Annotated in this window: 14 protein-coding genes; all 14 read right to left on the bottom strand. The window is 72.7% G+C overall.

Features of this window, described 5'->3' with window-relative positions:
* Positions 1-68: 68 nt before the first annotated feature.
* The 14 genes from ID554_RS24100 to murC all read right to left on the bottom strand — a co-directional run bounded on the left by ID554_RS24100 (position 69) and on the right by murC (position 12,466).
* A complete protein-coding gene (locus ID554_RS24100; protein WP_117227078.1) occupies positions 69-1,505 on the bottom strand; it encodes a MinD/ParA family ATP-binding protein in 1,437 nt (478 codons plus the stop codon).
* 97 nt (positions 1,506-1,602) lie between these two features.
* On the bottom strand, positions 1,603-2,616 hold the full coding sequence (locus ID554_RS24095) for a hypothetical protein (RefSeq protein ID WP_191088621.1): 1,014 nt from the start codon (positions 2,614-2,616) through the stop codon (positions 1,603-1,605).
* A 42-nt stretch (positions 2,617-2,658) separates the two neighbouring features.
* The gene (locus ID554_RS24090; RefSeq protein WP_117227077.1) at positions 2,659-3,603 is read right to left on the bottom strand and encodes an RluA family pseudouridine synthase; all 945 of its coding nucleotides are present in this window, start codon (positions 3,601-3,603) and stop codon (positions 2,659-2,661) included.
* Complete coding sequence (gene lspA, locus ID554_RS24085) at positions 3,600-4,277, bottom strand: signal peptidase II (protein WP_117227076.1); 678 nt, start codon at positions 4,275-4,277, stop codon at positions 3,600-3,602. Before lspA ends, ID554_RS24090 begins: the two co-directional genes overlap by 4 nt.
* Before the next feature lie 67 nt (positions 4,278-4,344).
* A complete protein-coding gene (locus ID554_RS24080) occupies positions 4,345-4,764 on the bottom strand; it encodes a TraR/DksA family transcriptional regulator (protein ID WP_117227075.1) in 420 nt (139 codons plus the stop codon).
* Between the two features lie 293 nt (positions 4,765-5,057).
* Positions 5,058-5,363 carry a DUF167 domain-containing protein gene (locus tag ID554_RS24075; protein WP_117227074.1) on the bottom strand — a complete coding sequence of 102 codons (306 nt, stop codon included), beginning with the start codon at positions 5,361-5,363 and terminating at the stop codon, positions 5,058-5,060.
* Positions 5,364-5,367: 4 nt separating this feature from the next.
* Positions 5,368-5,949, bottom strand: a complete 582-nt coding sequence (locus tag ID554_RS24070) for a hypothetical protein (protein ID WP_117227073.1) — start codon at positions 5,947-5,949, stop codon at positions 5,368-5,370.
* Between the two features lie 73 nt (positions 5,950-6,022).
* On the bottom strand, positions 6,023-6,820 hold the full coding sequence (locus ID554_RS24065) for a DivIVA domain-containing protein (protein ID WP_117227072.1): 798 nt from the start codon (positions 6,818-6,820) through the stop codon (positions 6,023-6,025).
* Between the two features lie 44 nt (positions 6,821-6,864).
* Complete coding sequence (locus tag ID554_RS24060; protein WP_111212523.1) at positions 6,865-7,170, bottom strand: YggT family protein; 306 nt, start codon at positions 7,168-7,170, stop codon at positions 6,865-6,867.
* Positions 7,171-7,199: 29 nt separating this feature from the next.
* Positions 7,200-7,889, bottom strand: coding sequence for a cell division protein SepF (locus ID554_RS24055; protein ID WP_117227071.1), 690 nt, complete (start codon positions 7,887-7,889; stop codon positions 7,200-7,202).
* 193 nt (positions 7,890-8,082) lie between these two features.
* Positions 8,083-8,826 (bottom strand): YggS family pyridoxal phosphate-dependent enzyme, encoded by a 744-nt coding sequence (locus tag ID554_RS24050; RefSeq protein ID WP_117227070.1) that lies wholly within the window; start codon positions 8,824-8,826, stop codon positions 8,083-8,085.
* 9 nt (positions 8,827-8,835) lie between these two features.
* Positions 8,836-9,951 carry a cell division protein FtsZ gene (gene ftsZ / locus ID554_RS24045; protein ID WP_117227069.1) on the bottom strand — a complete coding sequence of 372 codons (1,116 nt, stop codon included), beginning with the start codon at positions 9,949-9,951 and terminating at the stop codon, positions 8,836-8,838.
* A gap of 242 nt (positions 9,952-10,193) precedes the next feature.
* Positions 10,194-10,973 carry a cell division protein FtsQ/DivIB gene (locus ID554_RS24040; protein ID WP_191088925.1) on the bottom strand — a complete coding sequence of 260 codons (780 nt, stop codon included), beginning with the start codon at positions 10,971-10,973 and terminating at the stop codon, positions 10,194-10,196.
* A 32-nt stretch (positions 10,974-11,005) separates the two neighbouring features.
* A complete protein-coding gene (gene murC, locus ID554_RS24035; RefSeq protein WP_117227067.1) occupies positions 11,006-12,466 on the bottom strand; it encodes a UDP-N-acetylmuramate--L-alanine ligase in 1,461 nt (486 codons plus the stop codon).
* Positions 12,467-12,485: the final 19 nt, after the last annotated feature.

Genomic DNA, 12,485 nt, shown 5'->3' with positions numbered 1-12,485 from the left:
TGCCGTCGGGCGCCGTGCACGGTGTCGCCACTCCGCCGCCACCGTCGGTGGTGAGCTGCCCGGACGTGTCAGCGGCCGAAGAGGTCCAGCATCGCCGACGCGGCCCGCAGCCACGCCTGCCGGGTCTCGCCCTGGAGTTGGTGGTACTCGATCGAGGAGCCGGTCTCCAGCGCCGGGTCGTACGGCACCACGGTCACCGCCCGGGTCCGGGTCGCGAAGTGGCGCTCCAGGTCGCCCTGCAACGGCAGCCGGCCCGGCGTCGGGCAGGAGATCAACGTGACCGCGTTGTCGGCCAGCTCCCCCATCCCCTCCTCGTGCAGCAGGTCGAGCATCCAGTCGGCGCTGAACGCGGCGTCCTCGCGCGGCACGGTGGTGACCACGAGCTGGTCGGCGGCCTGCATGACCGTGCGCCAGTTCGGACTCTCCACGTTGTTGCCGGTGTCCACGCAGATCACGTCGTGGGTGCGGCGCAGCAGTTCGAGCACCCGCTTGACGGTGAACTGGTCCAGTCGTTGGGCGAACCGGGGGCTCTCCTCACCGGCCAGCACGTCGTACGAGCCGTCGGAGGCGTGCCGCAGGTAGTCGTCGAGGATCTCCAACAGCTCCGGGCCCTCGCGGATCTCGATCTGAACGAGGTCGGCGACCAGGTGACGGATCGTCCGCGCGTGCCGGGCGCTTCCGGCGCGCAGCCCGAGGGTGCCACGCAACTCGTTGTCGTCCCAGGCCAGCACGCCTCGCCCGCGTACGCTGCCGACGGTGGCCGCGGCCAGGACGGTCGCGGTGGTCTTGTGCACGCCGCCTTTGGGGTTGGCGAAGGCGATCACCCGGGGGGTGCCCAGGTCCCGCCGGAGCACGGCGGCGGCCCGTTCCAGGTCGCCGCCGGAGCCCTGGGCCCGCCACTCGAAACGTCCCGGGCGACCGCCGACCGCCCCGGGCGGCGCTGCCGGAGGCGCCTGGGCCGGTGGCGCGGGTGGCTGGTAGCCACCGTTGTCCAGCAACGCGTAGCGCGACTCCATCGGCGGGGCGGCGTGCCGGTAACCGTTGTCCAGCAGCGTGTACCGCGACTCGCCCGGTTCGGGGCGCCGCTGCTCGGGACGGGGCTGGTCAGGACGGCGCTGCTCGGGCACCGGCGAATAGCCCGGGTCGGCCGGGTAGCCGGAATCCGCCGGGTAGCCGGGCTGCCCGGGGTACGTCGGGGCCGGGCGCGGCGGCTCGACCCGGAAGCTCGCCTCGGCCCGATAGCCGGGCTCCACACCGTACGGCTGCCGGTCGGGGGGCGGGGGTCCGACCGACGCCTGTCCGACCGGTGCCACCCGTCCGGAGTAACCGGAACCCGGGCCCCGGCGCGGCAACGGCTCGGATGACGGAGGCGGCTGGTCCTCGTCGGCCTGCCGCTCGACGGACTGGTCGGTGCCGCGACCGCCCAGGCGGGCTCGGTCCAGCAGCGCCCGCCATCGCGGTGCCGGTTCGGCGGGGCGTCCCCAACCGGTCTCGCTGCCGTCCACGGCTCGCCCTCCCCAGCGCTTTGGTTTCCGTCTGACAGGCTACGAACGAATCCCCATTCAGGCCACACCGGGCGACGTACCGATGTGTCCGCAACCGTCACGGTGTAGGGCTCGCTTCGCTCTCCTCGGCGCTGTCCACCGAGGTGGGAGGCGTCACGCGCGGAATGACGGGGGGTACCGACGAAGGAACCGCCGGTGATGGTGACGAATCCGTCACCTCCGGCGAAGCCGACGTGTCGCGCTCCGGAGTCGAGGGCGGCACGGGCGGGCCCGTCGCGGCGGTCGGCATCGGGGAGGCGGTGGGGCCGCCGTCGACCGACGGACGGACCACGTCCTGCTGCTCGGGCAGCGGCGGCGTGAAAACGGTGCGCTCCAGCCGCCGTACCTCCGGAGCCGGGTCGACCACCCGCACACCCGGCCGGGCGGCCACCCCGCGCAACTGCGCCGGTGCGGCCCGCACCACCAGCGCATAGAGGCAGGCACAGCCGGACCGGTACGCGGTGGCCTCCGCCGCAGCCACCTGCGCGCCGCTCTCGTAGAGCTCGCGCAGTTCGCGCTGCTGCGGTCCACCGCCACCGAGCGCGGCGGCCCGGGTCCGGTAGTCGGTCGCCTCCCGCTCCTTGCGCTCGGCCAGCCGGGTCATCCCGGCGGTCACGTCCTCCGGCAGCCGTTGGGCGGGGATCCGGACGATCTCGGTCTGCCGGTCCGGCAGCGGCACCCGGCCGAAGACGACCGCCACGCCGACGTCACCGACGACCGCCGCGAGCGACTGCGGGGTCCGGTACTCGGTCAGCGAGACCAACGCGTACGTGCCGTCGGCGAGGGACGCGCCGGCCAGCGCGGCCAGGTCCGCGGCGGCGATGCGCTCGTACCCGGGGATGGAGTCGCCGTCGGAGACCCCCACCCGGGTCACGTCGCCCAGGGTACGGTCCGGCGCCGGCGGGCCGCTGGTGGCGAGCACGGCGGTGGTCAGCACGGCGGCGCACGACAGCACCGCCACCCACCCGAGCAGCGGTACCCGTGTCGGCCCCTGGCCGAGCCGGGTCAACGCGGCGGCGAGACGGGGCAACAGTCGCTGGTCCAACTGCCGCAGCAGGTCGCCGGCACGCACGGGCAGCCCCCTCGTCGGATCGGGCGGGACGGGTGGGGCGCGTCAGTCGCGCAGAAGGTCCAGCGCGCGTCCCAGGTCGTCAGGGTAGTCGCTGACGAAGCGGACCTCGTCCCCCGTACGGGGGTGCTGGAAGCTCAACTCTCTGGCGTGCAACCACTGCCGATCCAGTTTGAGCCGGGCGGCGAGCGTCGGATCCGCGCCGTACGTCAGGTCACCGACGCAGGGGTGACGCAGGGTGGAGAAGTGCACCCGGATCTGATGGGTGCGACCGGTCTCCAGCCGGACGTCGACCAGGCTGGCCGACGGGAACGCCTCGATGGTGTCGTAGTGGGTGATGCTGGGCTTGCCGCCGGAGACCACCGCCCAGCGGTAGTCGTGGTGCGGGTGCCGGTCGATCGGGGCGTCCACGGTGCCGCGCAGCGGGTCGAGATGACCCTGCACCACCGCGTGGTACCGCTTCTCCACCTCGCGGCACTTGAAGGCCCGCTTCAGCACGCTGTACGCCTGCTCGCTCTTGGCCACCACCATGACCCCGGTGGTGCCGACGTCGAGCCGGTGGACCACCCCCTGGCGCTCGGCCGCGCCGCTGGTGGCGATGGTGTGCCCGATCGCGGCCAGCCCGCCGATCACCGTCGGGCCGGTCCAACCGGGGCTCGGATGCGCCGCCACACCGACCGGCTTGTCCACCACCACGATGTCGTCGTCGGCGTGGACCACCCGCAGTCCCGGCACCGCCTGCGGCACCACCACCGGCGCGGTCGCCGGCGGCGGCAGCGTCACCTCCAGCCAGGAGCCCGCCCGGACCTTGTGCGAGTTGGGCCGCACGGCGCCGTCGACGAGCGCCGCGCCGTCGTCGACGAGCGCGGCGGCGGCGGTACGGGACAGGCCGAACAGTCGGGCCACGGCCTGGTCCAGCCGCATCCCGTCGAGACCGTCGGGTACGGGCAGGCTGCGGTGATCGCCGCCGGCGGCGAAGGTGGCCGTCACGCCTGCTCCCGCCGTCCGTCGTCGGTCGTCTCGGGCGCCCCGGCACGCCGACCGGCCTCGGCATCGTCGCCGGGCGTCGGGTCGTCGGCCCCGGCCGCCTTGGCGGGCCGCTCCTCACCGACGGCCCGGGTGCCGTCGCGCTGGCGGCCGGTGAACTCCAGCCCGACCGCGAGCACCACGCCGCAGACCAGGGCGCTGTCCGCGATGTTGAAGATCGGGAAGACCCGGCCGTACGGGTCGAAGACGCTGATCATGTCGACCACGTGCCCGACGAACCAGCCCGGGGCCCGGAAGATCCGGTCGATCAGGTTGCCGGTCACGCCGCCGACCACCAGGCCGAGCGAGATCGCCCACGGCACCGAGCGCAGCGTCCGCCCCATCCAGGCGATCCAGCCCAGCACGACGATCCCGATCACCGGGAAGATGAAGGTGTAGTCCGAACCCATGCTCCACGCGGCCCCGCTGTTGCGGGTCAGCGAGAAGTACAGCGCGCCACCGAGCAGGCGGACCGGCTCACGGTCGCTCAACTCCTGCAGGGCCAGGTGTTTGGTGAACAGGTCGACCGCCACCGCGAACAGCGCGAGACTGAGCAGGATCGTGACCGGCCGGCGCCGCGACTTCGTGGCGGCGCCCGGCTCGGTGGTGCCGGATCCTGCGGGCGGTGCTGCGCTCATTCGCCTCCCATCGACGATCGCGGCGGTGCTGTCGCACCGCCGCGCACCAGTGCCGGGGAGGGTGCCGTCAGCGCCGCTCCTCCAGCTGCTTGCAGGTCACACAGAGGGTGGCGGACGGGAACGCGGCCAGGCGCTCCACCGGGATGGGGTTGCCGCACCGCGCGCACCAGCCGTAACCACCCTCGTCGAGCCGCTCCAGGGCGCGCTCGACCTGCGTGATCCGTTCCAGGATGCTGTTGGCGAGGGAGATCTCCTGCTCCCGCTCGAGCGTCTTGGTCCCGGTGTCGGCCTGGTCGTCCCCGGCCGAGTCGGTCAGGCGGTCGCGCTGCAACTCGGTGATCTCGCTCAGCGTCTGATCGTACTCGGCGCGCAACTCGTCATGGCGGGCCGCCAGCGCGGCACGGATCTTCTCGGTCTCCGCGGCACTGCGGGTGGACTTCGGCGCCGGCTTGCGGCCTGCGGTCCTGGTGTCGGCTGGCTTGGCCATAGTCGCTCCCTCGGCCACGGAGCCACGGGAAATCCGCGGCGCCTGGACAGGGGCCGCCGACATCGACTGCCCCAGGTACAGAACGGGCGCGCGGCGACCTGGCCGCGCACTCCGGAGGTTGGCAAGGATACGGAACGTACAGGCGTCCGACAATCTGCCGCACCGAAACGCCCTATCCGCCCCGATTCATGCCATACCGGGGCAGAGGAAAACGCTAGCAGATCGCGCCCCCGGCGCCGGCCGGTTCGCGTGCCTCGTACCCCGGTTCCGGCACCCTCGCGCGGCGGTGCCGATCAACCGGGCGGTGCGATGCCGTCGCGTAGCCGGGACAATCGCGAGGCCGGATCCGGCCCGGCGTCGGTGACCAGGAACAGTTTGTCGCGACTGGCAGCGCCGGTCCGCAGCGACACGGCCGACGGCCGGACGCCGAGCGCCTCGGCCAACGCGCGGCGCGCCGCCTCGGTGGCCCGTCCGTCCACCGCCGGAGCGTTCACCGCGATGACCAGGGCGGGCCCGTGCGGGCCGTCGAACCGGCCGCCCACCCGGGCACGGGACGCCCCCGGCTTCACCCGGACGGCGACGGTGAGCAGCTCGGCCACGAGGTCAGCGGCGGCCGGACTCGGAGAGCAGGATGGTGCCGGGGGTGCACTGCCCGCACGGCGTGAAGCCGAGTTCGGCCGCCTCGGCGACGGGCAGCGGCTCGTGGTCCCGCCCGAGCAGGTGCGCGCACTCGGCCAGATGGTAGCGGGGACGCCCGTCGACCACCCGGACCTCGTCCGGGAGCCGCGCCAGAAGCGCGGCCTGCTCCGTGGTGATCTGCTGGGCCGCCGGCTCATCGTCGTACCCGTCGGCCACCGCACCGCCCTCGACGGGACCCTCCGCGTCGACCGTCACCGGCGAGCCGGGTGGTTGCCGCCACCCGGCGTCGCCGGTGTCGACGGTCGGCGGGACGTGCTGCGTCGGGATGCCCGACGGGCCTTCCTGGACGGTCGGCCCGGTGCTGTCCGGTGCCCCACGGGCAGCGGCGCGGCCGGTGGCGGCCTGGCGGGCACCCGCGACCAGGGCGACGGCAGCCAGCAGGCTGGCCCCGATCGAGACGACCAGCAACGGACTTGAGCCGCTGGCCAGACCGAGCACCAGCAGCACCACGGCGACGAGGATGAGCGCGAGACTGGCGACTATCAACGCTCACCCCCGCCGCGTCGTACCGATGAGGCAGGGCGGGCGACCGCCATGTCAACAGCGGCCACCGGCCCGATCAGCGACCGGCCTCGAGAGCGCCGGAGCGACCGCCGCCGTAGGAACCGGCGAGCCCGGCGGCGGCCAGGCCGTTGCCGGCGGCCCGGGTGCCGTCCCCGCGGGTCATCTCGGCCTCCAGGCCCTGGCCGCGGCCGTCGAGGTCACGCAGCTGGCTCTCCAGGTACGCCTTGAGCCGGGTGCGGTACTCGCGCTCGAACTGCTTGAGCTCCTCGATGTGCTTCTGCAACGCGGTGCGCTTGGCGTCCAGGCCGCCCATGGCCTCCTGGTGCCGCTGCCGGGCGTCCCGCTCCAGCGCGTCGGCCTTGGCCCGCGCCTCGCGGGTGACCTCCTCGGCCTTGGAACGGGCCTCGGAGAGCAACTGGTCGGCCTCGCGGCGCGCGTCGGAGACGTGGTCGTCCGCCGTGCGCTGGGCCATCATCAGCACCCGCAGCGCCTGCTGCTCGCCGTCACCGCCCGGCACCGCACCACCGGCGGAGCGGGTCTGCTCCAGCTCGGCCTGCATCGCGCGGGCGGCCTGCTCGGCAGCGGCCTTGTCGCGCTGCACGCGGTCGAGCTGCGCCTTGACGTCGTTGAGCTCGGCGGCGAGACGGGCGTCACCACCGGGGCCGGCCGGGGCGCCGCCCCGACCGCCACGCTCCACCTGGGCACGCAGCTCGTTGTTCTCCTCGATCAGACGGGCGAGTTCGCGCTCGACCTCGTCCAGGAAGGCGTCGACCTCCTCCTCGTCGTAGCCCCGCTTGCCGATCGGCGGCTTCTTGAAGGCGACGTTGTGGACGTCGGCCGGGGTCAGCGGCATCGAAACTCCTCGGGTCAGTTGCGGCCGCGATAGCGCGTCGGTCATCAGGCGGTCCTGATGATCGCCGGCTCTAACACAAACCTCATCAGCACGAACAGGATAACCAGGAGCACAAGGGAGGCCAGGTCGATGCTCACGGTACCAATTCGCAGCGGAGGGATCACACGCCTCAACGCCCAGAGCGGGGGATCAGTGACGCTCCACACGGATTCCAGTCCGGCCGATGCTCCGCGACCGGGTTGCCAACGCCGCCCGTACTGCAGGACGGCGCTCAACACGAAACGGGCCAAAAGAACGATCAAAAAGACATACGTGATCAGGTAGAGGACCTGTAGCAAGATCGACAACACGGCTTGTGGCGTCCCTCGGGTCGGGCGGGTCAACTCAGGCTGAAGAACCCACCCTCAGCGATCTTGGCCTTGTCCTCCGCGGTGACCTGGACGTTGGCCGGCGAGAGTAGGAACACCCGGTTGGTCACGCGCTCGATCGTACCGCGCAGCCCGAACGCCAACCCGGCGGCGAAGTCCACCAGACGGCGGGCATCCGCCTCGTCCATCTCGGTGAGGTTGATGATCACGGGGACCCCGTCCCGGAAGTGCTCGCCGATGGTCCGCGCCTCCCGGTAGGTGGTCGGGTGGAGCGTGGTGATCTGGTAGCGCTGCTCCTCCTCGGGCATCACCCGCTCGCGCGGCTGCACCTGCGGCGCCAGGGCAAGGTTGTCCCGCGTGTGGTAGCCCGCCGTGCCGGACGACTCACCGGACGACCGCGTGATCGACCGGACGCTGGCCCGCTCGACCCGCTCCGGACGCTCCGACTCCAGCCGCTCGGAGTCGCCGAGGCGACCGCCGGCACGCTCGCTCAACCGCCCCCGGTCACCGAGCCGTGGCCGGGGCGCGGGCGCCTCCTCCACCTCGTCGTCGTCATCGTCGGCGAACTCCTCGGCGTACCGGCTCTGCCGGTAACGCGACTCGCGGTAGCCACCCTTCTCGTAGCCACCGTCGTCGTAGGCCCGCTCGTCGTCCTCTTCGACCAGTCCGAGCCAGACCCCCGCCTTGCGCAGTGCACCCATCCCCGCGCCCTTCCCGTCCGCCGTGCGGCACACGCCCCCGCCGTGTCGCCCTGTCGCGAGTGAGCCATTCCTGCCCACCGGACCGGAACGGCAATCCCCTGACGCGCAATTCGCGTTGCACGTCACGCCCCCATGGCCAGGAAGGCCGTTCCCACAAACAACACTGATGTAATTTGCTTCCCTGGCGGCCAGGCTACCGCAGCGTGGGACGCATTCCGAGCAACGCGCTACCGACGCGGACATGTGTCGCGCCGTGGCCGATGGCCGCCTCCAGGTCGCCACTCATGCCCGCCGAGAGCACGGTGGCGCCGGGATGCTCGGCGCGCACCGCCGCAGCGAGGGTGGCCAGCCGGGCGAACGCCCGCTCCGGTTCCCAGCCGAGCGGCGCCACCGCCATCAGGCCGGCCAGCCGCAGACCCTCGGCGGCAGCCACCGCCCCGGTGACCGGGCCGAGCCCGACGTCCGGGTCGGCCGAGGACGGCACCGCACCGCCCCGGGACGGGTCGCCGTCGATGCTGACCTGCACCAACACCTCCAGCGGCCGGTCCCGTCCGCCGGCCGCGGCAGCCAACGTGGACGCCAGCCGTACGCTGTCGACGGACTGGACCGTGTCGGCGTAGCGCAGCACCGACTTCACCTTGTTGCGTTGCAGCCGGCCGACGAAGTGCCAGCGGGGCGCGACCCCGGCCGCGGCGACCTCGGCGGCCTTCGGGGCCGCCTCCTGGTCACGGTTCTCCCCCACGTCGGTCACGCCGAGGCCGGCCAGCGCGATCACGTCGGCGGCCGGGTAGGTCTTGGTAACCGCGATCATCGTCACCTCGGCCCGGTCCCGACCCGTGGCGGCACACGCGTCGGCGATACGGGCGCGCACCCGGGCCAACCCGGCGGCGAGTTCGGCACGCCGATCGGGTCGGACCAGTGCGGGGCTGTCGGTCATCGGCGCCGCTCAGGAACCGTTCTTGAGGAAGTCGGGCACGTCGACGTCGTCGAACAGCACCCGGCGCGGCGACTGCTGCGGCGCCGGCACGGCGGGCGACGGCACGACCGGCGTGCTCGGCTGCGCCGGCTGGTTCTGGTTGGTCTTGCGCGCCGGCTCGGCCGCCTTGTACGCCGGAGCGCCACCGTCGAAACCGGCGGCGATCACGGTCACCCGCACCTCGTCACCGAGAGCGTCGTCGATCACCGCACCGAAGATGATGTTGGCGTCCGGGTGCGCCGCGTCGGTGACCAGCTGGGCGGCGTCGTTGATCTCGAACAGGCCCAGGTCGGAGCCGCCCGCGATGGAGAGCAGCACGCCCCGTGCGCCGTCCATGCTCTGCTCCAGCAGCGGGCTGGAGATGGCCGCCTCGGCGGCCTCCACGGCGCGGTTCTCGCCACGCGCGCTGCCGATGCCCATCAGCGCGCTGCCCGCGCCGCTCATCACGCTCTTGACGTCCGCGAAGTCCAGGTTGATCAGACCCGGCGTGGTGATCAGGTCGGTGATGCCCTGGACACCGGAGAGCAGCACCTGGTCGGCGGTGCGGAACGCGTCCATCATGCTGATGTTGCGGTCGCCGAGGGCCAGCAGCCGGTCGTTGGGAATGACGATCAGGGTGTCGCACTGGTTGCGCAGCTCGTCGATGCCGGCCTCGGCCTGCACCTGACGGCGCTTGCCCTCGAAGGAGAACGGACGCGTCACCACGCCGATGGTCAGCGCGCCCAGCTTGCGGGCGATGTTCGCCACCACCGGAGCGCCGCCGGTGCCGGTGCCGCCGCCCTCGCCGCAGGTCACGAAGACCATGTCGGCGCCCTTGAGCACCTCTTCGATCTCGTCGCGGTGGTCCTCGGCGGCGTTCTTGCCGACGTCCGGGTTGGCTCCGGCGCCGAGGCCCCGGGTCAGCTCGCGGCCGACGTCGAGCTTCACGTCGGCGTCGCTCATCAGCAACGCCTGCGCGTCCGTGTTGATCGCGATGAACTCGACGCCCTTGAGCCCAACCTCGATCATCCGGTTGACGGCGTTGACGCCGCCGCCCCCGATGCCGACGACCTTGATGACCGCCAGGTAGTTGTGCGGAGGTGTCATCTCCGGTCCTTTCCCTTCGAGATTGGCTGCTCCCCGACCGGCTTCGGCGTGGCCAGACCTGTGGTCGACTCTGCTGTTCACCAGCGAGGTCGCGAGGCAAACCCTAACCCTCTACTAGAGGGTTACAGTTATGTCAACCACTGATCCTCTTCCGGGCAACGTAAGCGCAGCCGAGCGATGTGCCAAGGACCTTTCCGGCGTGTCGCCGGTGGAGCGGGACGCCTCACAGCCTGACCGGCCACTCACCGGAAGGTGACCACGTCCGGCGCGCTCACGTCGATCCGGTCGGCCTCCTCGCCGAGCAGCGCGGTGGCGACCCGGGCCTTGTCCGCCCCGCGCGTCGCGTCACCCCAGAACACCGTGCGGTCGTCGCGCAGCAGCACGCTGATCCGGGCCAGGCCCTCGACCCGGACCTCCGCCAGCTGACCCCGCAGCTGTGGAGTCAGCTCGGCAAGCACCGTGAGCCCCGCCCGGGTGTCCGGATCGTCCGGCCCGGCGGCGGCCAGTCGCAGCAGCGGCAGTCGGTCCGGCCGCTGCGGCACCGTCCGGAACGCCACCCCGGCCGCGTCGATCACGTCGAACTGCTGCCCGCGCGGCACCACCGCCACGCCGGTACGCTCCGTCAGCCGCACCACCAGCCCGTCCGGCCAGTCCCGGTGCACGGTGACCCGCTCCACCGGCGGCAGCGTACCGATCCGGGCGGCCAGCGCAGCCAGGTCGACCCGGGCCAGCGGCGCGCCGTCGGGCACCCCGGCCACGTCCCGCACCTGCACGGCCGTGACCAGCTCGGCACCCTCCACCCGCACCTCGCGTACCCCGAACAGGCCGGTGCCGAGCAGCGTCCACGCGACGAGTCCGGCCAGGGCGAACACGCCACCGGCGACCGCCCAGGGCAGCGCGGCGCGCATCCGCCGCCGCCGGGCCCGGGCCATGAAACGCCGGGTGGAGGCGGGTACCGCGTCCCGGCCGGCCCGAACCAGTTGCCACCGACGGGTGGGACGGCGACCTCCGCCGCCGTCCACACCGGTGCCGCGCCCGCGCGCCGGGCCGGGACTCATTCCGCCGCACGGTCCACGCCGACGGCCGGCACCTGCGGAGCGGTGGTCCGCGAGGTCAGCGCGACCAGCAGTTCGTCACCCATCAACGAGATCGGCGGGGCACCCATGGTCACCACCACGTCACCGGGTCGGGCGCGCCGGGCCACCTCCACCGGCGCGTCCTCCCACGAGTCGACGAAGACCTTGCGTTCCGCCGGCAGCCCCACCGCCTCGACCAGCGCCGCCGATCCCTCGCCCGGGCCGCGCAGCTCTCCCGGGCCGAAGACCTCCAGCAGCACCAGCTCGTCGGCGATCGCGAGCGCCTCGGCGATCTCCGCCTGCAGGTCGCGGGTGCGGTAGAGCCGGTAGGGCTGGAAGACGACGATCAGTCGCCCCTCCCCGGCCACCTCGCGCAACGTCTGCAACGCCAGCGTCATCGAGGTGGGATGGTAGGCGTACTCGTCGTAGACGAGCACCCCGTCGACCACGCCCTTGCGCTCGAACCGCCGGCGTACACCGGGGAAGGCCGCCAGCGCGGCCTCCGCCGCCGTCAGCGGCAGCTCCAGCAGGTACGTCGCCAGCACTGCCGAGGCGCTGTTCAGCCCCATGTGCCGGCCCGGCACCGGCAGCCGGAACTCGCCCAGCGACCGACCGTCGATGTGGGCCTGGTAGCGCACGCCCTGGGCCGACGACACGATGTCGCTGCACCGCAGGTCGGCGTCGTCGGCCTCGCCGTAGGTGTACACCCGGCGCCCCTCGGCGCGCAGCGTGGCCGCCAACCGCCGGCCGCCCTGGTCGTCGGCACAGGTGATGACGACACCCGCCGGGTCGGTGAGCCGGGCGAACTCGGCGAAGGCCGCCTCCAGGGTGGCCAGGTCACCGTAGGTGTTCAGGTGGTCGGCCTCGACGTTCGTGATGATCGAAACGAACGGCCGGTAGATCAGGAACGAGCGGTCACTCTCGTCCGCCTCGACCACGAAGTACTCGCCGGAGCCGTGGTGCGCGCCGGAGCCGCCCTCGGAGATCTCCCCACCGATCACGAAGGACGGATCGGTGCCGGCCCGCTGGAGCACCATGGTGACCATGGAGGTGGTGGTGGTCTTGCCGTGCGTACCCGCCACCGCCACCGTGCGCCGGCCGGTCATCGCCGCCGCGAGCGCCTCCGAGCGGTGCAGCACCCGCAGGCCGCGCGCCCGCGCCTCGACCATCTCCAGATGGTCGGCGGGGATGGCCGTGGAGTAGACGACGGTGTCCACACCGTCCAGGTTGGTCGCCTCGTGGGTCATGTGGATCGTCCCGCCGAGCGCCCGCAGGCCCGCCAGGGAAGGCCACTCGCGCAGTTCGCTGCCGGAGACCGGCAGCCCCCGGGTGAGGAAGAGTCGGGCCAGACCGCTCATGCCGACGCCACCCACCCCGATCAGGTGGATGTGGCCCAGGTCCTCGGCGGTCAGGGTGCCGGCCGGGCTGAACGTGGTCATCGGAGCCAACCTTTCGTTC

Source organism: Micromonospora craniellae (assembly GCF_014764405.1).
Lineage (GTDB): Bacteria > Actinomycetota > Actinomycetes > Mycobacteriales > Micromonosporaceae > Micromonospora > Micromonospora craniellae.
This window is presented reverse-complemented; position numbering and strand designations above follow the sequence as displayed.